This is a genomic window from Paenibacillus harenae DSM 16969 (genome assembly GCF_000422465.1).
GTDB classification, from domain to species: Bacteria; Bacillota; Bacilli; order Paenibacillales; family Paenibacillaceae; genus Pristimantibacillus; species Pristimantibacillus harenae.
This window is the reverse complement of record NZ_KE383843.1, coordinates 307,485-328,694: the sequence shown is the minus strand read 5'-3', so window position 1 is coordinate 328,694 and position 21,210 is coordinate 307,485. Positions and strand designations below refer to the sequence as shown.

Sequence of the window (21,210 nt, the reverse complement as noted above, 5' to 3'; positions counted from 1 at the left end):
GTTCAAGGAGATCATGTTGAAATTATGTTTGTCTGTGCTGCTTGTCTTGCAGCTCGCCGCGTTAGGCACAGCGAATCCGTCTAATTCAGCCGTCTCAAGCGGGGAAGCTTCAGCTGCGCAGGCGCGTTACGGGATCGAGCTGTCCCGCTGGGGAATACATAATAACGGTACGCATCCCGTTGAAACGACCAAGGGGATAAACAATGCCCTGAAGTGGGCGGCCAAAAACGGCAAGAAAGTAACCTTGCTTCCGTCCGGCACGTATCTGATCGACAAAAACAGCCGAATCAACATGGTAAGTGATATGACGTTCGAACTCCCGGAAGACGCTGTTCTGCAGAAGGAGACGAACGGAAAAGAAAGATACGAACTGATGTATATCGGCTACGGCGTCAATAACGTCACCCTTAAGGGGGGGACCTACAAAGGCGACCGGAACTCTCACGATTATACGAAAAAGGATAATCGGCATACGGCCGGCACGCATGAAAGCGGGTTCGGCATTCTGACGGAGGGCGCGTCGAACGTCACGATCGACGGCGTTAAATCGACCGATTTCACGGGCGACGGGCTGATGCTCGGCGGTCACGGCACGATGGTGAAGGATCTGTACGAGGACCATTTCGTCCAAGGCGATCTGAACGACAAAGGGATTAATTATTCCAACCCCAAAAAAATCCGCACGAGGGCGCCGCTTACCTTCGATAACGCCATCTTCAAGAACGAGCGGGTTTTCGAGCTGTCCAATGCCATTAAGCTTCCGGGTACATTCGATATTTATTTCTATAAAGCGAACGGAAGGTTTCTGCAGAAGCTGGCAGGCAAAAAAGTAAGGGACATCATTCCCATTCCGGTGGGCGCGGCGCAGTTCCACCTCGTTTTTAATCAATCCGGCAAGAAAGGCGCCTACATCGAATATTGGAACCGGGTTGTAACGAAAAACGCAGTCGTGAAAAACTCGGAATTCGCCTTTAACCGAAGGCAGGGCATTACGGTCGGCGGGGCCGATAACGTGCTTATCACGAACAATTCGCTCCATGATACGAAAGGAACCGCACCGCAGTCCGGCATCGACCTGGAGGGCGGCTTTGGAGAGAACGGATACCGGAACAGCAATGTCGTGATTAAAGGAAATAAATTTTATAATAACGCCGCTTACGATGTCATTCTCTATGACGGCCGGAATGCCGTTGTCGAAGACAATCATCTGGCATCGAAAGGCGTGATCGGTCTAGCCGTTTCCGAGCCGTTTACGGGAGCGACGGTCAGAAACAACCATTTTGACGGGACAAGAATCGTTGCAGCGCATGACGTTACCTTCCTAGGCAATAAAATGAATGATTCCTATACGACATTAGACGGTCCTAATATTAAAATCGACGGGATGACGTTCACGGACTCCATGTTCTCGATTAGCGCCAAGGTTCCATTCGGAGTCAGCGCATCGAACGTGACTATCCATAATACGAAGAAGAGCGACTCGGGATTGTCGATCTGGGGCAAGCCGGTCCATCTCAAAAACGTGACGATAACAGGCGAACCGACGCTGCGCGCCGTCTCCGGCGGCGCTGCGGAAGGCAGTATATTCGACAATCTGAAGGTGATCGGCTTTAACACGAACTACGGTCTGGCGCTGCCTCCCGGCACCTATAACAAATGCGTATTCGAGGGCGCCGAGGGCGGAGATTACGGGGCGATCAGCGCCGCGCAGGCCGGAAAATACGTATTCGACGGCTGCAGCTTCAAATCGGCGTCGACGTCGGCCATTAATCTGCTCGGCGACCATCCGAAGCTCGACCTCACCGTCAAAAATTCAACGTTCGAGCTGCTGGGCGATTCGCCGGCGATCAGCGTTCAAGCCGCCGGAAGCGTCGTGCTGGAGAACAATACGATCACGGCGAATAAGCTGACCAATACAGGCATTGAGCTGATTAAGCTCAATGACTATTGGAAGCGGAAGGAGAAGCATGACATCCTGAAGGCGGTCATTCGCGGCAATACGATCACCTCCAATCTGGCAGCGATCGGGATCTCTACCGTTAACGCCGGCACGGGGGCTCCGGCCTATACCGTCGAGAACAATACGCTCACGAAAGCCAAGCTGGCGTTGAAAGCGAATGACGCCGTTACGAATAACACGGTCAAATAAGCGAGCGCGAGGCTCAGAAACGTTCCATCAGACGCCGGTCTTCTTCTATTTGAAGAGGCCGGCGATTTTATTGGCCTTCAAGAGGATTAGAGATGAAGCAGGCTGATGGGTTATAATGACACTAGTAGGAAGAGCCGAGCAGGCAGCTTCCGCCTGAGTATTCAAATCGAAGAATAGGATGAGTCGTTATGCTTCAGTTGTTTGGAAGGAGTATCCGGGATTTTCGCCTGACCTATAAGAAACATCTGTTGTTCGAATATTTGTTTATGCTGCTGACCAGCTTTGCTATTATCCCGATTATGACGTTTATTTTCAACCGGATTATCCGGGTTGTGGGCTCCGGCTCGTTACTGAACGGCGAGGTGTACCGGATCGGTCTGACTTATACGGGCGTGCTCGGGCTGATCGCGATTTGCCTGGTGGCCGTGCTTGTCCTGTTTATCGAGTTCGGCGTCATCATCACGATCGCGCAGCAAAATTATTTCGGCAAAGAGGTGTTGATTGCAGACGCCTTCGTAACGACGCTGCGGCAGACGCCGAAGCTGTTCGGCTTCGGAACCATTCAACTGCTGTTCTTCCTGCTTTTTCTCCTGCCGTTTATCGATTCGCCGATGTCATCGTCCTTATTCGGATTTTTTAACTTATCGATTTTTGTCAACAGCCGCCTTCCGGATACGCCCGGCTTCGTTCTCGCCGTCTATGGGCTGATCTTTGCCGCATCGGTATATACGATTTTGCGCTGGATCTTCGTGCTGCATTTTATTATGATCGAGGGCAAGTCGGTCCGGTCGGCCATCCGAAGCAGCCTTCAGCTTACGAAGGGCAGGCGGTTAACGATATTCATCAGTCTCTTCCTGCTAAATGCCGTTATTTTCGCGCTGGGCTTCTTCCTGATCTCCTCCATATCTTATTTGCCTTCATGGCTGGATATCAACGTGCTTAAGGCGTTTACCGATCACTATTCGCTTACGTTATCGACCGTCTTCACGTATATGTTCACCCTGCTGCTTGTCCCGGTAAATATGATTTTTCTAACCCGGCTGTTCTACAATTACAGCAGACGGAGGGGGATTATGCCCAAGGATCAGCTTCGCTTGCATCGAAGCAGACTGCTCGGGCTTATGGAGCGCCGCATTCTCGCTTACTTAAAAAGCCGAACCCGCAAGCGGATTCTCTATTTATCCATTGCCGCGGTATATCTGTCCCTCGCGCTGCTAGTCAGCTATGCCGCGAACGATAATTTGGTCTATGCCAAATGGAGCGTGCTGTTATCCGCCCATCGAGGCGACACGCTCGAGGCGCCGGAAAATTCGCTGCTCGCCGTTCAAAGCGCCATCGACAAAGGCATACCCGCCGTTGAAATCGACGTTCAGCTGACGAAGGACGGCGTCGTCGTGCTCCATCACGACTATAATCTCATGAGGATGACGGGAACAGCGCAGCGGGTAAACGAGCTGACCTATGACGAGGTGTCAAAGCTTACTCTCGGCCATCCCTATGGAGAGCAGGCAGAACCGCAGCGAATTCCGATGCTGGCCGAGGTGCTCGCCGCCGCGGAAGGGAAAGCGAAGCTGATTATCGACCTGAAGCCATACGGTCCCGGCGAGGCGCTGTCGCGCGAGGTTGTGTCGCTCATTGAGCAGTTTGATCTGGTTCAGGACTGTTATATTCAATCCTTTGACCAGCTGTCATTGCAGCAGATCAGGCAATTGAATCCGGATATCAAAATCGGGCAAATCCTTTTTTTTGCCGTCGGCGACCTGTCGCTGCTCGATGTCGACTTCTATACGATCGAGATGGCGATGCTGACCGAGCAGTTCGTGGAGCGCGCGCACCAGAACGGACGCGAGGTGTGGGTATGGACGGTCAACAGCGAACGCATTCTGAAGGAGGTGCTGCAATTTGAAATCGACGGCATCATTACCGATTATCCCGCCCGGGCGCAAAGCATGGTTGAAATCGATCTGTAGCCCATCTATACGACAAGGAGCCGGGTAGAAGTGACGAGCATCGGTAAATATAAATCGTTTATTCAATCGCTGCCGCCGGGCAGGTTGACCAAAGAACAGCTGCACGTGAAGGAATTGCTGCTTGAATCGGACGGTGTGTTGTCCGTCTATTACGTACCCTATGAATACGTGAACGAACAGGCGAAGGTCATGATTATCGGCATCACGCCCGGATTTACCCAGATGGAGATCGCGATCCGCAGCGCGAGGGACGATCTGCGCAGCGGCGTGCCGGATTCGCAGATTGACGAGAACGCCAAGCGGCTCGCCAGCTTTGCAGGCCCGATGCGCGCCAATCTGATCGAGATGCTGGATCAAATCGATTTGCCCGGCGCGATCGGGATCGGCAGCAGCGCTTTGTTATTCGCAGACGAGGACGAGAAAGCGCTATTGCATACCACGTCCGTTATCCGTTATCCGGTCTTTAAGAACGGCAGGAACTATACCGGCCATAGTCCGGCGATTCTGAGGTCGGCGATGCTGTATAAGTATGCGGCAACGATACTTCTTCCGGAAGTGCTTGCGGTGAAGGAGGCCTTGATCATCCCGCTCGGCAAATCCGTCTCCGAGGTTATGCGGGCGTTCGTAGAGCAAGGCTTCATGGACGCGGACAGATGTCTGTTCGATATGCCGCATCCTTCGGGCGCAAACGGACATCGGGCAAAGCAGTTCGAGAACGGCAGGATCAGGATGAAGGAGCAGGTGCGGAGCTGGTTCGGCCGCTAGACGATTCAGTGAAAGGAGTGTTGTCGTTGCATAGTTTGAAGGTTCGTTTTATTGCCGTTTTTGCCGCCGTTGCCTGCCTGCTCTGGCTGCTTGGCTTAGGCTGGGCGGTGAAGGATTATTTGATCGGGGCAGACAGCGTGCCGGGACTGCCGGTCGCTGGGGACGAGCCTCAGCCTGTCCTGAAAGCCTATAAAATCGTCGCTTTGGGTGATTCGTTGACGAGAGGTACGGGCGACAGCGAGGGCAAAGGCTACGCCGGTTACGTGGGCGATCTGTTGAAGCAGGACGGAATGGACGTTTCGTTAGTCAATTTAGGAATTAAAGGGCTAACGAGCGCTCAAATGACGGAGCAGTTGAAGCAGAAGGAGGTACACCGTCAAATCGGACAAGCCGATATCGTTCTGATGACCATCGGCGGCAATGACTTATTTGACGGCGGCCAGACCCTGTCGAATTTGACGCCGGAGAACCTGGCATCGCTGGGTGACGGCTTCCTGGCCAATTTGAAATCGGTTCTCACAGCGGTCCGCGCGGCCAATGGCAGGGCTGTCGTATATGTACTAGGCTTATACGATCCTTTCCGCGACCTGGAGAGCGGGGATAGGACTTCCAGCGCCGTAAGGAGCTGGAATTACAAAATGACGGAAGTTTTATCCGGATATTCGAATACGGTTTTCGTTCCAACCTATGATTTGTTTCAACAAAACACGGCCGATTATTTGTTCACGGACCATTTTCACCCGAATGAAAAAGGGTACAGGCTTATGGCCGGGCGGCTGGCCGCATTGATTACCGGAGGGGGCGGACGGCCATGAGCGATATCACTTTATCCGTCAACGGACTGCGCAAGGTCATCGGGAAACGGGTCATTATAAAGGATTTAAGCTTCGAGCTGAAGCGCGGAGAGGTGTTCGGCTTTCTCGGGCCGAACGGCGCCGGCAAAACGACGACGATCCGGATGCTGGTCGGGCTCATTAAACCGACGGCAGGCTCGATCCGTATATGCGGCTTGGATATTTCAAAGCAGTTCACGAAGGCGATGAGCCACTTGGGCTGCATCGTCGAAAATCCGGAGCTGTATCCTTTCTTAAGCGGACTACACAATCTGCGGCATTTCGCCGTTATGCTAAGCGGCATTTCGCATGAACGAATCGATGAGGTCGTTCGGCTCGTCGGCATGCAGGACCGGATACAGGATAAAGTGAGCACTTATTCCCTCGGGATGCGGCAGCGGCTTGGCATTGCGCAAGCGCTGCTCGGCAAGCCTGACGTGCTCATTCTCGACGAGCCCACCAACGGGCTGGACCCGTCGGGCATTCGCGAAATGCGCGCGTTTATCCGTTTCCTGGCGGAGGAGGAAGGGTTGACCGTACTGGTCTCCAGCCATTTGCTGCATGAAATCCAATTGATGTGCGACCGGGTCGCGATTATTTCCAAAGGGGAAATCATTCGAATCGATACGGTCCACGAGCTGCTGTCCAGCGAGGAAAGGCTGGTCTGGCGCTTGCAGCCCGAAGCGTTAGGCAAGTCGGTATTAGGCGGACTGACGGAAATATTGAGCGAGGACGAGGGATCGGTAACGACGCCATATTCGGAGCGGCTTGCCGGAGAATGGAACCGGTTATTGGTCGAAGCGGGCGTTCGCGTGCTGGAGATGAACCGGAAGCTTCCGGCGCTTGAAGACTTATTCCTCGAGCTGACGGGAGGGGAAGCGATTGATTAGCCTGGTTCAGAACGAGCTGATGAAGCTGCTTGGCAAACGGCGGTTTATGATTATCGCGGCTATTATCGTCGTCCTTCTCTCTTTGTTCACTTATGCGCAGTCGCGCCAGTCCGAGGCGGTCAAAGAGCGGCTGGGCGATGTCGATTGGCGGACGGAACTGCAGCAGCGGATCGTCGATTGGCAGAACCGGTTGAGCAGCGCGGGACAGTGGAAGGATCAGCTTCAAATCCAAATTCAGCAATACCAATATTACTTGGATCATGACGTGAATCCGTCGGAGCCAGGAGCGCCGACCTTCATAAGAGGCTTCGTGGAAAATTCGGCGGAGCTGTTCCTGCCGCTGCTGGTCATGATCGTCGCCGTCGATCTGGTATCCTCGGAGAGGAGCATGGGCACGATCAAGCTGCTGCTGACGAGACCGGTAAGCCGATTTAAAGTTTTGCTAAGCAAATATATCGCACTGATCCTCTCGGTATCGCTTATTATTTTCCTGTTCGGGTTGCTGTCGTTTCTCATCTCCGCCGTGATGTTCGGCAATCAGGGCTGGTCGGCTCCGGTATTGACCGGATTCTCGGTTCAGGGCGGCGAGTTGAACATAGCCGGTGTCCGGCTTGTGTCGCAAAGCCGGTATATCCTGCAGCAGTTCGGACTCGCCTGGTTCATATCGCTGGTCGTCGGCACCTTGTCCTTCATGCTGTCCATTCTGATGAGAAGCAGCGCCGCCGGCATGGGCACGATGCTGGCCTGCCTGATCTCGGGAGCGATTCTAAGCAGCATGGTGTCCTCATGGGAGTCGGCCAAATACTTATTTATGGTCAATCTCGGCCTCATGGACTACATGAGCGGCTCGGCGCCGCCGGTGGAAGGCATGACGCTCGGCTTCTCGCTCGCCGTGCTTGCCGTCTGGATGCTTGGCGCGTTAGCGGTTTCGTTCACGGTGTTCATGCGCAAGGATATCTATTAAGTCCGGCTCGGCGTAACGGGTTTGTCTCGTCCTAAAACAGCATGCCTCGCATATGTATGAAAGAGAAGAGGAGGGTGATGTCTATGGACAAGACGATCCGAAGATATTATAAGCAGAAACAGAAGCAGAAGGAACTGGAGCGGGAGCTGGCGGAACTGCGCGATCAAATCGTGGGTTATTGCTCGGAGCAGGGCGTAAATGAGCTGGAAATAGGCGGTCATAAGGTGAAGATTGTCATCCAGGAGCGGAAGGAATACGATGACAACAAGCTGTATGAAGCGCTGCCCGATCCGGAGATCTGGCGGCTGCTGTCGCGGCCCGACTCCTCCAAAATTACGAGCTTGATCAAGCTGAACGTCATCTCGGAGGAGAATATAAAGGACACCTATGCGCTTAAGACGGTAAAGCTGCTTCAGGTGGAGAAGAAATGACGGCGCTTGTGGTTTGGAACTGAACTGCGCTTCATTTCGTATTGATTATCCTTATTTACGAAATCAAACAAACAAGCCGGCTTCTGTATGGCAGCCGGCTTGTTTGTGTTATTATATAGAATTTACTAAAAAACCATCGCGAAAGTCGCTTTTGCGGCAACGGTTCACGAAGGAGACCGGCGTTATGCGCCTTCGGGCGCGATCAATGTAATATCCGGCTTAAAAATAACCGCGTCCGCTCTTCCTTCGGATTCGACAACAAATCATCAGGCGTTCCAGTCTCAATGATTTGTCCCTTATCCATGAATATAATTCGATCCGCAACTTCACGCGCAAACCCCATTTCATGCGTAACGAGCGCCATCGACATCCCCTCTGCAGCCAACTGCTTAATAACCTGCAGCACTTCTCCCACAAGCTCGGGGTCCAGTGCCGACGTCGGTTCATCGAACAGCATAAGCTTCGGATGCATGGCCAGCGAGCGCGCTATCGCGACACGCTGCTGCTGTCCGCCCGACAGCTGGCTCGGATAGGAATTCAGCTTATCCCCCATTCCCACCTTCTCCAGCAAGCTGACGGCCAGCTCCCGGGCTTGCTCCTTCTTCATTTTCTTCACCCATAAAGGCGCTTCCATTACATTCTGGATGACCGTCAAATGGGGAAACAAATGGAACCTTTGAAAGACCATTCCGATTTCGGTACTCAGTTGACTCTGCTTCTGCTTCAGAATAGACTGCCCGTTAAACAGGATGTCGCCGGACTCTATCTTCTCCAACCGGTTAATGCAGCGCAATACCGTACTTTTACCCGATCCGCTCGGCCCGATAATAACGACCTTTTCGTTGTTCTTAATCGACAAATGAACGCCTTTCAAAATATGGTTACGCCCGAAAAACTTATCTACGCCTTTAAACTCGATCATGCGCGCTCAGCCCCTTCTCCAATCGGTGGGCTACGGCCATCAGCAGAGAATTAATGACTAAATAAATAACCCCGATAATCGTATATACCTCGAAGCTGCGGAAAGTCGTCGTAATGATGGTCTCTCCCGTGCGAAACAATTCCGCGATCGTAATCAAAGAAACCATCGAGGAATTTTTTATCGTCGTAATAAATTGGTTGACTAACGGCGGAATCATGATTTTGCTTGCTTGAGGACCAATAATTCGAATCATGCCGATAGACTTGCTCATCCCCAGAGAACGCGCGGCTTCCATCTGACCCTTGTCGATTGCTTGTATGCCGGAGCGAACAAGTTCCGTACAATAAGCTCCCGTATTTAAGGCTAATCCGAGTATACCCGCTTCGAACGGCTCTAACCGAATTCCCAGCTGTGGAAGGCCAAAGTATAAAATAAACAGCTGCACTAGCAACGGAGTACCCCTGAATATCCACGTATATACAAAGGCTATATTTCGCATCAGCTTCGACTCTGATACTTTACATAGTCCCCCCGCAATACCAAGCAGCAATCCGATGGCGAGAGACAAGATCGAGAGCTTTACCGTCATCCAGGCGCCGTCTATAAAAGCCGGCATAAAGGGCATGATGGTTGAATAATCCAGATTCATAACTGATCCTCCCGCAATTCTGTTAAGTTATTACTTCAGCCATTTATTAAACGTTTCTTCCGCAGCTCCGCTTTCCTTGAACTCTTGAATGACTTCATTGGCAACCGCCAGCAGACCGCTGTCTCCCTTTTGCACCCCGATACCCAAATCAGCGTGGACAAAAGGCTCTCCTACCAACACAAGCTTATTGTCCGGGTTTTGCTTATTATAGCCGAGCTGATTCAGATAATCGTTGAAACCGATGTCCAGGCGGCCAAGCGACAAGTCCAATAAATATTCAGGATTGTCCTTGTATGCCTTAACGGTCAATTTCGTGCCTTCCGCGACCAGATCATTCGCCACTTTCTCGCTCGTCCCGCCCGCTTTGACGCCGACCGTTTTCCCTTCAATGTCGTCCATACTATTGACTGTATCGTCATCCGCCCGCTTTACAAGGGATACGCCGGTCGCCAAATACGAATCGGACATATCAATGACCTTTTTCCGTTCATCGGTAATATACATGCCGGCGATGACCATGTCCGCCTGTTTGTTCTGCAAGGTCGGGATTAAAGCGGTAAACTGCATATCGACCCACTCGACAGGAACGCCCAGCTTCTCGCCGATTTTGTTGCCGAGGTCGATATCGTAGCCGATAAGCTTGTTATCCTGATCGCGAAATTCGAACGGATAGTAATTGCCCGTAGCGATAATAAGCTTTCCTCTCTTCTTAATATCGGCGATGCTGCCCGATTCCTCGGCACCCGCATCGACACTCTCCGTTTTATTATCTGCGCCGCATCCGGACAGCACCATCGTCAATAACAGAATAGCCGCCATGATGAAATGACTCCTCATTTTTGTTCTCATCAATATCCCACCCTTAAATTTAATTTAACTTAACTTTTGACCGGTTGATTCAAACTAGTAGTCGAGCCCTCTACTACATCTACTACCACCACTATAAATGTTATGTTTTATAACATTAACTGAAGGCGTATTCACATATTACAGCCTGATCCCTATTAAATCAACGTGTACTATAGCCAAATATTCGTTATATCTTTGTTTAGTGTAAACTAATATAACATATACATTTCATTTAAATATACCCTTTTCCACGCCATTAGCTGTCCAATTAAGAGAATTCGCTAAATAGAAGAGAAATTAGCTATAATAATAGGCAGACGTTACAAAGGACGAAAAGGAGAATAACCGATAGGATGAATATTGGAGTTACGGTTTCACAGAAGGAATTAACGGGGGTTCTGCTGAATGTCGCCGTCGTTAGGCCGGTGTTTATTTGGGGGCCTCCCGGAATCGGCAAATCATCGCTTGTTGAGCACTTTGCGGCAGAGTTAGGCCTTCCTTGCGTGTCGCTGCTCGGCAGTCAATTGGCGCCCGAGGATATTATCGGGGTTCCTCAGATCAGGGACGGCGTCAGCGTCTTTTGTCCGCCCAAAATGATTGCGAGAGAAGAGCCTTACTGTTTGTTTCTTGATGAGTTGAACGCTTGCTCGCAAGAGGTGCAAAAGGCGTTTTACAGTTTAATTCACGAGCGGCGAATCGGAGAGTACCATCTGCCGAAGGGTTCTATTGTTATCGGCGCCGGTAACCGCGCCCAAGACAGCGCGATCGTTAAACCGATGTCTTCGGCTCTCATTAACCGGATGTTTCATGTCCAGCTTAAAGTATCGCCGAAAGAGTGGTTTGAATGGGCGTATCAAGTCGGCATTCATCCCCATGTTATAGAATACCTTCAGGCGAGACCCGATCATTTATGGACGCAGCCCCCGAAGACGGAGGAGCCGTTCTCCACGCCCCGTTCCTGGCATATGCTTAGCGATGCGATGAAAGAATTTAATAAAGATCTTCCTATTGAAACCATCGAGGTGCTTGCAAGGGGCTGTTTGTCGCCCGATCATGCCCTGCAGTTCAAAGCGTTCCATAAAAACCTGAACGGAAAGTTCCAGCTCAACCGGATTATGAATGGCGACGCCAGATTTCCTGCGGAGGCAGCCGATCGCGATCTGCTCTATTTTCTTGCTCTATCCTTCCGCGCACAAATCATCAAGACGCTTCCTGATAATAAGGATTCATTGAAGGAAGATCATAAATCGTTTGCGCATCGGGCGAAAGCTCTCATTAAAGAGCTAAGCGAGATCAGCCTGGAAATGGCTCAGCTCGTCGTTGCCGACCATGGGGAAGGCCAATTGCTGCCCGGCTGGTTTACCGTTGAGGTTATCCGTGATTTACCCCGGTTAGCCGGCAAGGACAAGTAATGGGGAAAAAACAAAACCATAAACTGGATGTCGCGACGCAATGCTATATGGACGCTCTTCAGTTCATTCAGACCCATCCGATGTTCGCTCCGCTTGCAAGCCATGCTCATTTTCGCAGGAAAGAGGACGATTACGCCAGATGCCCGGAGGACGGTTGGGCAGTCGTCACGATGGATGGGGTCATCCATGCGCATCCAAAACGGCGGGGAGAGACATTGGAATGGATTTATGTGCTTGCGCACTGCTTGCTCCATCTTGGTTTCGGCCATTTTCAGAAAAAAGAAAATCAGGCAGCGTGGAATATCGCCTGCGACGTGTATATTTCTAAATTTTTGTCAGATATGAAGCTGGGCAAAAGTCCTGACGGTTTCGGCTTTCGATTGGATACTCCGGTTAGCAGCGAAGAGAGGCTTTACGAGCTCTTGCTTGAGAGAGGCATCCCGGAAGAACTGAAATATCATGGAACGGCAGGCGGGAAATCGGCGGATATGCTTTTTCAGGAAGACTTGCAATCCTATTATCGCGGCCGCAAGATCGATTGGGAAGGCTCCTTTGCCGCAGGCTTAAACATGGCGGTCTCGAAGGCGGTAAAGGTAGCGGCGGGCTATGATACGACCATTTTCGACCAAGAGGAGAGGCTTACGCCCGCCGCAAAGGCTAGAAGATGGTTCATTGACCATTATCCTCTGCTGGGAGCGCTGGCTTCCGGATTTAAATTGATTGAAGACGCAGCCGTCTGCCAGCGGCTCGATATTTCCGTTGCGGCGATCGACATGATCGATCAAGAAATCTATTTAAATCCTGCTGCCGGCTTAAATGAAGAGGAATGCAAATTCGTCATGGCGCACGAGCTGCTTCATGCAGGACTTCACCATCACGAACGCTGCCAAGGCCGCGATCATCACTTGTGGAACGTGGCCTGCGATTATGTCATTAATCATTGGCTGGTGGAGATGCGGATCGGGGAATTTCCGCAGGTTGGCATATTGCTCGATGATACGATGAAGGGCTTGTCCGCCGAGTCTATTTACGACCGCATCGTCACGGATATCCGGATGTACCGTAAGCTTTCGACGCTGCGCGGTATCGGGGGCGCGGATATGCTGGATAAAGGCAGATCGGGCTTCTGGGATCCAAGGGATGGAACAAGCATAGACGACTTTTGCAGGAACGCCTTGCAGCAGGGGCTTATTTACCATGAAGAGACGGGTCGGGGCGTCATTCCGGCGGGGCTTATCGAAGAGATAAAGGCGTTAGGCCAGCCTGCAATCAAATGGGATATCGAGTTGGCAAAATGGTTTGACGGGTATTTCTCTCCGATGGAAAAGTCCCGGACTTATGCCAGAGTTAGCCGCAGGCAATCTTCAACGCCCGATATACCCAGACCCCAATGGGTAGGTCAAAGCACGGATGATGACGGCAGAACCTTCGGCGTCGTTCTCGACACATCGGGCTCCATGGATAAAAAGCTGCTGGCAAAGTCTTTGGGCGCGATTGCAAGCTACAGTATGTCGCGTGACGTGTATGCGGCAAGAGTCGTTTTCTGCGACGCGGCTGCATATGATGCCGGATATATGAAACCGGAGGATATTGCGGAATCTGTGAAAATAAAAGGACGCGGCGGAACGGTTCTGCAACCGGGCATTGATTTGCTGCAGCGCGCGGAGGATTTTCCAAAGAACGGACCTATCCTTATAATTACCGACGGCATGTGCGATAAAGTAACTTTGAAACGGGACCACGCTTATATTTTGCCGAAAGGAAGGCATTTGCCGTTCATGCCGAGAGGGCCCGTATTTCGAATGGATTAATGGTCTCCGATTTAAAACCGTACATGCACTTCTAGGCTGCTACCCACATACACTAAAGAACAGACTTCAATGTTCGCCTGGACTAAGAGCACGCGACTCCTGTCCAAGGTAATACAACGTGGGGGTGTACGGTTCAATGCCTGGATTATTCTCTGCGATAGCACTGTTCATCAAGCAGCTGACTCTGCTCGTCTCGTATGTCAAAAACAACGCGTTTCCCCAGCCGCTTCAAGAGGAAGAGGAAACAAAGCATCTGCAGTTGATGGCCGAAGGTAATCAGCGTTCCCGTAACCTGTTGATTGAACATAACCTTCGTTTGGTTGCTCATATTGTCAAAAAGTTCGACAATACGGGGGAGGATCTGGAGGATTTAATTAGCATCGGAACAATCGGACTGATCAAAGCGATCGAAAGCTTCCAGACCGGCAAGGGCACGAAGCTCGCGACGTTCGCGGCTCGCTGCATCGAGAATGAGATACTTATGCACCTTAGGTCTTTGAAGAAGACTCGGAAGGACGTTTCGCTGCATGATCCGATCGGAACGGACAAGGAAGGCAATGAAATTACGCTGATCGATATCCTCGGCACGGAGGCCGACGATATTGTCGATAAGGTGCAGCTGAAGATTGAGAAGTCGAAGATCTACAAGAACCTCGATATCCTGGATGATCGCGAGAAAGAGGTCGTGATCGGCCGCTTCGGGCTGGAGCACGGCGGGGATGAAAGGACGCAGCGGGAGATTGCGAAGGAGCTTGGGATTTCGCGGAGTTATGTGTCGCGGATTGAGAAAAGGGCGTTGATGAAGCTTTATCATGAGTTTTATAAGGCGAAACGTTAGAAAGTGTGCAGTTAGATTTGTATAAGCACCTTACTGAGCAAGCGGATGGTAAGGTGCTACTTTGCATTTGAAATCGACGGGTACAACATGTATGATTTGAACTCTATCTGTCTATAACTATACTAGCAAAACTAGTAAAGTTAGGGAGGGAGTTTTTTTCATGAAAAGGAATGTCGAATCCATTGAGCTGAGACTTGCACGGTTTACCCAAGATGGGCTAATGTTAAATGATAAAATTTATACAAATGCTAGAATGTTGGAATGTAATTGGTTTGAATCGGCTAGGCTGCATGGGGAGCGGGAAGTACCGGTATTATATAATCCACTAAATCCAAACAAACTTGTGTTCTTTGACTTTAATGAATTGGAAATAGCATCAACTGTTGAAAATCAACAACAAGATAACATGAACGATCTTGAAGCGTATTATTTTGCTCTTAACGAATTGAAACAAAAATTCTTGCCAAAGAAAGATAAATAACATAGCTCAATTTGAGCAAACTAGGGCCTCAGGAATATAGAGAGTGTTCGAATGTGATATTTAAGAAGCAGGACTTCAATCTTTTGCAAATAACTTAACTTGAAATAAGTGATGATGTATGACTTCATCAAATTAGAGAAGTAGTAAATTATCAATAACTGAAAACGATCTTTATTCTCGCTCAATGTCTTTATCCTAGTTGCAGATATAGAACCAAATTAGAAGGTCGAACAGAAATATTAAGATCATACTAATTGTCGAATAATTAAACGTTTGTAACTTCCGTGTAGTGATGCTAGCCTTATGTTATGGTTCTCTTATAGATGACAGTTGGTTAAATTTAATCCATCCAACATGAGTAAAAATTGTGTTATCCTTTAGGTAGAATCATGTACTTTCTGGTTACAGTTGATAAGTTGGAGGGATTCGAGATGAATAGACGTCGGAGCTTGAAACATCCGCCAAATCTAAAAATCGCTGGAAATATCGTAATGGAAAGCTCCCTGTACAGCGTGTCCAGTTAAAGAATAAACTCGTCAATGGAAAACAAGCTCGTGTTAGAATTAATGCGGATGAAAATACGTTGGTATATGTTGGTCCAACTGTTGAAGGCCCGGATGCAGAATACATTAAAGTTGTCAGCGGCAAAGTTGACAATAGGAAACCATCCTTCGTTTAATACATTTTAGGAAATCTGTTTCTGCTTGCGCTTAAGCGGGTTTACTTTGTGTAACGGTCTAGCTACAAGAGCAGTCTCTTCCGTCATCGCCTTGTATGTAGGCTTCAGATCTGCCGTTACTTTCTTTAGATCCTTGTACGAAACGTATCGCGTTGAATTGCGGATTTGGTGGATGATACACTTCTGAATTTCGGTCTGCGGATAGCAGGCGGAGATGGCCTAAAAGAAGCCAACCAGGTTGTCTACACACGTGATAAGGATGTCTTGAACGACATGGTTCTTGAGATCGTTACTATTTAGCCCCTATTTAGACTTGGACAGTACACCCCTTACTTAGATACAATAAAATCAAGCGGAGGGGAACGAGAGATGAAGAAAAAACAATACGACTTAAACTTCAAGAAAATGGTTGTAGCCAAGGGGAAAGAGATTGGTAATATGACGGCGGTAGCGCGTCAACATGAGCTCGATCCTAAGATGGTTCTCAGATGGGCCAGAGAGTTGAACCGTAAGGATCTGGATCAGTTGGACGGGAACAGCATGAAGCAAAAGAAATTCATTCCTACTGCTGAAGATTATGCACAGCTGGAAAAAGAAAATGAAAAACTGAAGAAGCTCTTTGCAGAACAAGCCTTAGAGAGGGATATTCTCAAAGACCTACTAAAAAAAACGAACCCGCACTTGCGGATAAAATAGAGATTGCCCAGAAATACATTGGACAAAGGCATAACACCAGCTTTGTGCTGCGTGTATAGAGGTCGAACGATCTACGTATTATGCACATGTGAGTAGATTCCAGCAAGAAGCCAAATCGGTTCTCAGGGTCGGTCGTCCTGCGCCTGGTTACTCGTATACACAAGACGGCAAGCCCGTTAGCGATGAACAGATCTGTGAATGGATTACGGAGTTCTTGGCAGGAGAAGGCGCAGCGTACGGTTATCGTAAGCTTACGGTGCTTCTTCGAAGACGCTACAAGCTAAAGATCAACAAGAAGAAAGTATACCGCCTATGCAAACTCATGGATGTGCTTCGTCCACAGCGCAAAATCATCATCAAATATCCCAAGCGACTTGCGAACAATCGCGTGATAACCGCCTCCAATCAGTTGTGGGAAGTCGATATTAAGTATGGATGGATTCATGGTGAGCAACGATTTTTCTTCCTTATGAGCATCATAGACGTGTTTGATCGTGCCATTGTCGCCTATCATATCGGACTGACCTGTGAGGCCAAACATCTCGTTCAGATCACGCAAGAAGCGCTTATGAAGCGCCAGCTCTTTGATCAAGCGGATAAGCCTGTCATACGTTCCGATAATGGCCCGCAGTTTATCAGCCACCGATTTGCAGAAGCCTGTACGGAGTTTGTCGTGGTCCATGAGCGTATTCCGCCTAAAACGCCGAATAAAAACGCTCATATTGAATCCTATCATGCCATCATCGAACTAGAATGCTATCGTCGCAATGAATTCAATACCTATCCACAGGCCTACGAAATTGTTAGTCAGTTTATTTAAGATTACAACCGCATTCGCCTACTAAGGGTGTTTAACCGATATGTTCATTTACATGAGTGAAAATATGATGTATGTTGCCCGGAAGTCTGTTTGGATGGCAGAACCTTGGCATGTTAATCGATTAACCTAACGGGTACGATAGTGAAGAAGCGCTTCGCAGCAGCTCCTTTTTAGTTTTATTGAAGTAACGGGCAGGATAATGCAATGGTTGTTCCGAAATTATCGTTACTGATGGGAGGGGCAGGTTAGTTGGAAGATGGATTATTCGTGAAAATAGTTATTCCAGAGGAGGTTGTTACCCTCCAAAACATAAAACAATGGATTGATGAATTAGTTTTGTTTAACCCTGATAAGATGAGGACTAAGCAAACGGAACGTAAGTTCAAATTAATACAACTACATAGAGAGCTAGAGAAAATATTTTCAAATGACGATGTTTATTTTCAATTAGATTTAAAGAATGATACAAGCTACTTTACCTTAACCAAAGGCGTTCTTCAGCTTCCATCTATTCTTTGTATGTATAGTAAGTCTGTTTATGAAAAAATCTCGGTTAATGAAATTGCGGATAAATTTACTGTTTTTTTTCAAATGTACAACGGAATAGTCGGTTATGCGGTTTCTTGTGAAGATCAACAATGGCAAAATAAGACCGATATTGAGGCTTTTATAAAGTCTAATAAATCATTAGAACATGTTACATTTAAGCCGCATTTCATTCTAAAAGACAGAGAAATGATCGATATCGAATCCTTCCCAGGACATAATCACTTTTCACGGGAAGGGATATGGTTTGGATCTACATGGAGCATGTGGTTTGGTGAGAGATATTATTCATTTATTCCAAAAGATAAATTGCTATCCTTTTCTGATGGTTATAAAAACTCTGAGTTGAGCGATGGATCAATCAGTATTGTTTTGTATGAAAACGTATGGGAATATGACAAGCCATCAAACAGGGCCATTCAGTGGCAATTTCGTAAAGTAGTTGGTATTGACGAAGTTGCACATAAAGTAACAAAAAAAATTGATCGCAGGTAAAGATGTGCGATTAAGCTAAACATTCCTGTAAGGACTAAGATTTGGAATTTGTCAAAGAAGGAGTGCCTCGGTTGGTATACTCGGAGTATTTCTTGGCATAATTGCATATTACATTGCCAAAGTGTTGAAATCTAGAAGGTTAAGCAGTAAATAGAGGGGGATCTCATTTTGAACCGTTTACCGCGATATAAGCTCTGCTCAGTCCGTTACATGCATGCACTGGAGGACCGTATGAGATGAATCAAAGCATAATATTCAAAAGAATAAGATGTAACATGCCGCAGGATCGCGTAAGTACTTTTGAAAGAAAAGAAGACTGCCCCAAGTCCTTATGACCCTTGGGACAGCCCCGCCGACACGACTTACAATTTCAGACCCCAGCAATCCACCGATTTGACGGTCGTGTTCCCTCCGTGAGAGAAGAACACAATATTCTCGTTGCCGGGATCGGGGAAAAGCCAACCCGACATAACATATTCGCCTTTATTAATGAACATCTCCATCATGCTAGTATCCAAGAAGATGTGCAACTCCAATTCATCCGACAGCCGCTGCATCTCCAATACGCGCGTCCCCGAAACATAGTCCCCAGACTGATTACGATCCAGCGTGATCGTGTTATGTTCTTTGGAATAAGTGATCACCGTTTTCTGATCCCCGTTAAGAGAGCTTCGAATTTCAAGACCGAATTCGGCCGCGTCCGTGTTTGTCAGGTCGAACTTACACAATAACTCGATGCAAATTCCTTTTATACTTGGGAGCGTTGTTTTTACATCTTGTCTTAACCGAACGTCTGAAACCGTAGCTTGCTGCTGCCGTAGCAATGTTAATTCCTCTACCGGATGAATCGTCAGGCGGTCGCCGGTTACCCGCAGTTCCCTTGGCAAGGTCATAGAGCCGGCCCATTGCTTGTCCGCATTACGAGGCATTCTCATCCAGCCGAACAAGATTCTTCTTCCCTTCCCGTCCGTGAACGATTGAGGAGCGTAAAAATCAAACCCGTGATCCAATTTGTGAAATTCCCCGTGCGAGAAATCAAGCGTCTCGTTATTCAACCGTCCAAGATAATATCCCGAGATGTTCGGCTGATCTGGCCATCCGATGCCCTGGGGCGAAAAAGCAAGCATGTCTTTGCCGTTCATCGAGAAGAAATCGGGACATTCCCACATATACCCCATGTCGCCGCTGCTTTCGCCGAACACTTTCACATATTCCCACTGTAGAAGATCACGGGAGCGGTATAACAATATTTTCCCGTTGTCCCCCAGACGATTCCCGACCAGCATATACCAGGTTCCTTCGTGAAAAAAAACGTTCGGGTCACGGAAATGGTTGTCTTGCCCGATGCCGGCCGGGGGATGCTTGATTACCGGGTTCAATTCCGACTTGTCGAAATGTACCCCGTCAACGCTAACGGCGACGCACTGCTGCTGCAATAAATCGTCCGGAAGGCCCGGCGGTACGGTAAAGATGTTGGACGTATAGAACAAATACAGTTTTCCATCATGGATAACGGCACCGCCGGAGAAACAGCCGTCGCGGTCATAATCTTCGCTGGGTGCCAAAGCGATGGGGAGGTGTTCCCAATGCACCAAATCTTTGCTTTTCATATGGCCCCAATGGATCGTTCCCCTCTCCCACTGCTTTGGAACGAACGGATTGTGCTGGTAAAACAAGTGGTATTCGTCGTTATAGTAAACCAGCCCATTCGGGTCGTTCATCCAGTTCGCCGGCGCATGAGCATGGAATGCCGGCTTGTGCGGATCGAAGTGAAGCTGTGCTACCGCTTGTCTCAAGGCTTGGTTGGCTTCTTCCAACTTCTTCTGATGAGTGTTCATATGGATGCCTCCAGTGAAAAGTTAATACAATCACACATGTACTTCTTGTCCCGCACGGGGCCAAAAAACTTCTTTCGAAAAAAGCTGCCGCGCACGCTTAAGCGAATCATCAATATAAGCGGTTCTGGCGTGAACGAGACACAATTTATCGACTCCCGCTGCTTCAGCCACCCTTACAGCGTCCATGGCGCTGGAATGAGCATACGGATTATCCGGCGCCACTTCTTGCGTTCCCATACTGGCTTCATGGATAAGCAGCGAACTGCCCTTCACATGCTCGACGATTGGAGGATGCCACGCCGTATCGCCGGTAAACGAAATCTGCTTTCCGGACGGTTTGTGAGTATATTTGTAGCACAAAGCGGGGACGGTATGCTTGGACGCGCACGTGGAAAGTTTTACATCCCCATATTCATAAGTATCCCCGGCTTCGATCGGAATGACGATGGGCTCAGAAAGATGGGGAAAAAATCTTTCAAGCTGCAAAAAGTCCACCGTACGCTTCACAACTTGATGCACTTCTGCGGCAGGACCTAGAATTCGAAGGCCCTCGAGGTTTTTGCCATTCATCACCCAATAAAAGAGCAGCGAAGGCAGCGACAAGTAATGATCTTGATGAAAATGAGTGAACAGCAAATGGTCGATCTCCAGCGGATCGATGCCGTTTCTCCTTAAGTTATGAACCGCGCACCAGCCCGTATCGACGAGAGTACGGTCATTGATAACAAAACTGACGGTGTCGTTGTCGACATCAGGTACGGCATCGTTGGAACCTAGAAATTTTACTGTGATGTCCATTTCAAATACCTCTTTTCTTCGTTAATAAAGCACAAGATACATAAAACGTTTAACTAAACTTTGTGCTTTTGGCTCGATAGTATCACGATCGCAGTGAACACACAAGTAAATTTAATATAAACCAAATGTAAAATCGGAGAGAGTCGTGAAACAGGGATAAAATAAATAAAATGTTGGTACACAAGCGTTTTCCTCATTTATTTTTGCTCAAAAAGGTTTTTTTACAAACAGTTAACAAGATTCATGATTGACAAGGGAAATGGGTGTGGCGTACGATTTAAACGAGTTAAACGATTTATGTAAATTTGGAGGTGAACCTATAAGGAGGGGCGACGGCGGAAATACGTTATGGCATGAAGTGTTGAAAACAAGCT

General features: G+C 48.7%; 19 protein-coding genes and 1 pseudogene. 14 read left to right on the top strand and 6 right to left on the bottom strand.

Going from position 1 to position 21,210, the window contains the following annotated elements:
• The first annotated feature begins 13 nt into the window (after nucleotides 1-13).
• From H581_RS0120945 to H581_RS0120915, 7 genes are all read left to right on the top strand, one after another.
• Complete coding sequence (locus H581_RS0120945; RefSeq protein ID WP_028611711.1) at nucleotides 14-2,149, top strand: right-handed parallel beta-helix repeat-containing protein; 2,136 nt, start codon at nucleotides 14-16, stop codon at nucleotides 2,147-2,149.
• Between the two features lie 188 nt (nucleotides 2,150-2,337).
• Entirely contained in the window at nucleotides 2,338-4,119 is a 1,782-nt protein-coding gene (locus H581_RS0120940; protein WP_028611710.1) for a glycerophosphodiester phosphodiesterase, read from the top strand.
• A 30-nt stretch (nucleotides 4,120-4,149) separates the two neighbouring features.
• Complete coding sequence (locus H581_RS0120935; RefSeq protein ID WP_028611709.1) at nucleotides 4,150-4,884, top strand: uracil-DNA glycosylase family protein; 735 nt, start codon at nucleotides 4,150-4,152, stop codon at nucleotides 4,882-4,884.
• Between the two features lie 26 nt (nucleotides 4,885-4,910).
• Nucleotides 4,911-5,699 (top strand): GDSL-type esterase/lipase family protein, encoded by a 789-nt coding sequence (locus tag H581_RS0120930; protein ID WP_036719526.1) that lies wholly within the window; start codon nucleotides 4,911-4,913, stop codon nucleotides 5,697-5,699.
• Nucleotides 5,696-6,607, top strand: coding sequence for an ABC transporter ATP-binding protein (locus H581_RS0120925; RefSeq protein WP_028611707.1), 912 nt, complete (start codon nucleotides 5,696-5,698; stop codon nucleotides 6,605-6,607). Before H581_RS0120930 ends, H581_RS0120925 begins: the two co-directional genes overlap by 4 nt.
• Nucleotides 6,600-7,571, top strand: a complete 972-nt coding sequence (locus H581_RS0120920) for an ABC transporter permease (RefSeq protein WP_028611706.1) — start codon at nucleotides 6,600-6,602, stop codon at nucleotides 7,569-7,571. Before H581_RS0120925 ends, H581_RS0120920 begins: the two co-directional genes overlap by 8 nt.
• Nucleotides 7,572-7,654: 83 nt before the next feature.
• On the top strand, nucleotides 7,655-8,002 hold the full coding sequence (locus H581_RS0120915) for a hypothetical protein (protein ID WP_425414627.1): 348 nt from the start codon (nucleotides 7,655-7,657) through the stop codon (nucleotides 8,000-8,002).
• Nucleotides 8,003-8,204: 202 nt separating this feature from the next.
• Here the strand turns inward: H581_RS0120915 and H581_RS0120910 are convergent, their stop codons facing one another.
• The 3 genes from H581_RS0120910 to H581_RS0120900 are packed head-to-tail and all read right to left on the bottom strand — an operon-like array spanning nucleotide 8,205 to nucleotide 10,392.
• Nucleotides 8,205-8,924 carry an amino acid ABC transporter ATP-binding protein gene (locus H581_RS0120910; protein ID WP_028611704.1) on the bottom strand — a complete coding sequence of 240 codons (720 nt, stop codon included), beginning with the start codon at nucleotides 8,922-8,924 and terminating at the stop codon, nucleotides 8,205-8,207.
• Nucleotides 8,911-9,573: an amino acid ABC transporter permease gene (locus H581_RS0120905; protein WP_028611703.1), complete on the bottom strand. Its 663-nt coding sequence runs from the start codon at nucleotides 9,571-9,573 to the stop codon at nucleotides 8,911-8,913. The genes H581_RS0120910 and H581_RS0120905 overlap by 14 nt, the downstream gene beginning before the upstream one ends.
• 30 nt (nucleotides 9,574-9,603) lie before the next feature.
• Nucleotides 9,604-10,392, bottom strand: a complete 789-nt coding sequence (locus tag H581_RS0120900) for a substrate-binding periplasmic protein (RefSeq protein ID WP_028611702.1) — start codon at nucleotides 10,390-10,392, stop codon at nucleotides 9,604-9,606.
• 383 nt (nucleotides 10,393-10,775) lie between these two features.
• Between H581_RS0120900 and H581_RS0120895 the strand changes: the two genes are divergently transcribed.
• The 4 genes from H581_RS0120895 (at nucleotide 10,776) to H581_RS0120880 (ending at nucleotide 14,964) form a co-directional block, all read left to right on the top strand.
• Nucleotides 10,776-11,834 carry an AAA family ATPase gene (locus tag H581_RS0120895; protein WP_028611701.1) on the top strand — a complete coding sequence of 353 codons (1,059 nt, stop codon included), beginning with the start codon at nucleotides 10,776-10,778 and terminating at the stop codon, nucleotides 11,832-11,834.
• Nucleotides 11,834-13,645, top strand: coding sequence for a DUF2201 family putative metallopeptidase (locus H581_RS0120890; protein ID WP_028611700.1), 1,812 nt, complete (start codon nucleotides 11,834-11,836; stop codon nucleotides 13,643-13,645). The genes H581_RS0120895 and H581_RS0120890 overlap by 1 nt, the downstream gene beginning before the upstream one ends.
• Before the next feature lie 136 nt (nucleotides 13,646-13,781).
• A complete protein-coding gene (gene sigK, locus H581_RS0120885) occupies nucleotides 13,782-14,483 on the top strand; it encodes an RNA polymerase sporulation sigma factor SigK (protein ID WP_028611699.1) in 702 nt (233 codons plus the stop codon).
• Nucleotides 14,484-14,643: 160 nt separating this feature from the next.
• A complete protein-coding gene (locus tag H581_RS0120880; protein ID WP_028611698.1) occupies nucleotides 14,644-14,964 on the top strand; it encodes a hypothetical protein in 321 nt (106 codons plus the stop codon).
• 754 nt (nucleotides 14,965-15,718) lie between these two features.
• Here H581_RS0120880 and H581_RS37355 read toward each other — a convergent pair.
• Nucleotides 15,719-15,934: pseudogene (locus tag H581_RS37355) on the bottom strand (transposase); the annotation flags it as partial.
• A gap of 78 nt (nucleotides 15,935-16,012) precedes the next feature.
• On the opposite strand from H581_RS37355, the gene H581_RS0120875 reads away from it, so the two are divergent.
• The 3 genes from H581_RS0120875 to H581_RS0120865 all read left to right on the top strand — a co-directional run bounded on the left by H581_RS0120875 (nucleotide 16,013) and on the right by H581_RS0120865 (nucleotide 18,200).
• Nucleotides 16,013-16,339 (top strand): transposase, encoded by a 327-nt coding sequence (locus tag H581_RS0120875; protein WP_028611697.1) that lies wholly within the window; start codon nucleotides 16,013-16,015, stop codon nucleotides 16,337-16,339.
• 88 nt (nucleotides 16,340-16,427) lie between these two features.
• Nucleotides 16,428-17,159: a DDE-type integrase/transposase/recombinase gene (locus H581_RS34880; protein WP_051251158.1), complete on the top strand. Its 732-nt coding sequence runs from the start codon at nucleotides 16,428-16,430 to the stop codon at nucleotides 17,157-17,159.
• A gap of 249 nt (nucleotides 17,160-17,408) precedes the next feature.
• Entirely contained in the window at nucleotides 17,409-18,200 is a 792-nt protein-coding gene (locus tag H581_RS0120865; protein ID WP_028611696.1) for a hypothetical protein, read from the top strand.
• A 362-nt stretch (nucleotides 18,201-18,562) separates the two neighbouring features.
• Here H581_RS0120865 and H581_RS0120860 read toward each other — a convergent pair whose 3' ends face one another.
• Both H581_RS0120860 and H581_RS0120855 read right to left on the bottom strand, forming a co-directional pair.
• Nucleotides 18,563-20,038: a glycoside hydrolase family 32 protein gene (locus H581_RS0120860; protein ID WP_028611695.1), complete on the bottom strand. Its 1,476-nt coding sequence runs from the start codon at nucleotides 20,036-20,038 to the stop codon at nucleotides 18,563-18,565.
• A gap of 30 nt (nucleotides 20,039-20,068) precedes the next feature.
• Nucleotides 20,069-20,836 (bottom strand): MBL fold metallo-hydrolase, encoded by a 768-nt coding sequence (locus tag H581_RS0120855; protein ID WP_028611694.1) that lies wholly within the window; start codon nucleotides 20,834-20,836, stop codon nucleotides 20,069-20,071.
• Between the last annotated feature and the right edge of the window lie 374 nt (nucleotides 20,837-21,210).

Bases quoted from the DNA above. Each gene is read 5' to 3' on its own strand.
- H581_RS0120945 (WP_028611711.1), top strand. From the start codon at position 14: ATGTTGAAATTATGTTTGTCTGTGCTGCTTGTCTTGCAGCTCGCCGCG.
- H581_RS0120940 (WP_028611710.1), top strand. From the start codon at position 2,338: ATGCTTCAGTTGTTTGGAAGGAGTATCCGGGATTTTCGCCTGACCTAT.
- H581_RS0120925 (WP_028611707.1), top strand. From the start codon at position 5,696: ATGAGCGATATCACTTTATCCGTCAACGGACTGCGCAAGGTCATCGGG.
- H581_RS0120915 (WP_425414627.1), top strand. From the start codon at position 7,655: ATGGACAAGACGATCCGAAGATATTATAAGCAGAAACAGAAGCAGAAG.
- H581_RS0120910 (WP_028611704.1), bottom strand. From the start codon at position 8,924: ATGATCGAGTTTAAAGGCGTAGATAAGTTTTTCGGGCGTAACCATATT.
- H581_RS0120905 (WP_028611703.1), bottom strand. From the start codon at position 9,573: ATGAATCTGGATTATTCAACCATCATGCCCTTTATGCCGGCTTTTATA.
- H581_RS0120900 (WP_028611702.1), bottom strand. From the start codon at position 10,392: ATGGCGGCTATTCTGTTATTGACGATGGTGCTGTCCGGATGCGGCGCA.
- H581_RS0120895 (WP_028611701.1), top strand. From the start codon at position 10,776: ATGAATATTGGAGTTACGGTTTCACAGAAGGAATTAACGGGGGTTCTG.
- H581_RS0120890 (WP_028611700.1), top strand. From the start codon at position 11,834: ATGGGGAAAAAACAAAACCATAAACTGGATGTCGCGACGCAATGCTAT.
- sigK (WP_028611699.1), top strand. From the start codon at position 13,782: ATGCCTGGATTATTCTCTGCGATAGCACTGTTCATCAAGCAGCTGACT.
- H581_RS0120880 (WP_028611698.1), top strand. From the start codon at position 14,644: ATGAAAAGGAATGTCGAATCCATTGAGCTGAGACTTGCACGGTTTACC.
- H581_RS0120875 (WP_028611697.1), top strand. From the start codon at position 16,013: ATGAAGAAAAAACAATACGACTTAAACTTCAAGAAAATGGTTGTAGCC.
- H581_RS0120860 (WP_028611695.1), bottom strand. From the start codon at position 20,038: ATGAACACTCATCAGAAGAAGTTGGAAGAAGCCAACCAAGCCTTGAGA.
- H581_RS0120855 (WP_028611694.1), bottom strand. From the start codon at position 20,836: ATGGACATCACAGTAAAATTTCTAGGTTCCAACGATGCCGTACCTGAT.